Origin of the sequence: Litoribacterium kuwaitense, assembly GCF_011058155.1 — a bacterium.
Classification (GTDB): domain Bacteria; phylum Bacillota; class Bacilli; order Bacillales; family DSM-28697; genus Litoribacterium; species Litoribacterium kuwaitense.
In genome coordinates this window covers 1-361 of record NZ_JAALFC010000147.1, presented here as the reverse complement: position 1 = coordinate 361, position 361 = coordinate 1, and the positions used below count along the sequence as shown (strand labels likewise).

Annotated in this window: 2 pseudogenes; both read left to right on the top strand. The window is 45.7% G+C overall.

Annotation, left to right across the window (positions count from 1 at the left end):
- Positions 1-205: pseudogene (locus tag G4V62_RS19605) on the top strand (hypothetical protein); the annotation flags it as partial.
- Positions 123-361 (top strand): annotated as a pseudogene (locus G4V62_RS19445) (IS5/IS1182 family transposase); the annotation flags it as partial. The pseudogenes G4V62_RS19605 and G4V62_RS19445, both read left to right, overlap by 83 nt.

The window sequence follows — 361 nt, the reverse complement described above, 5'->3', positions numbered from 1 at the left end:
TAGGATGATCACCACCATCAGCGAATCAGATGTGATGGAACAGATCCATGATGAACTGGTTCTGCTTGCCATCGACGAAGGACATATCAGCGAAGAAAACATTGCCATCGATGCGACGCATTTTGAGGCAAGGGATCGAGCGCAAGCCTCAGAGAAGAAAGAAAAGCCAGCGAAGAAAAAAGCGTGGTCGCAAACCGAAAGCTGAGTATGAACAATGGCTGAAAGAAAAACAAGCCGAAGATGATGCACGCCCTATTTATGAAAAAGAGATTGTTCATCAGCGGTCTGAGTCAGTGGAAACGTTGTTTAAAGAAGCGCCCATCGAACCAAAATGGGGGATTAAGAAAAACAGTGACGGGAA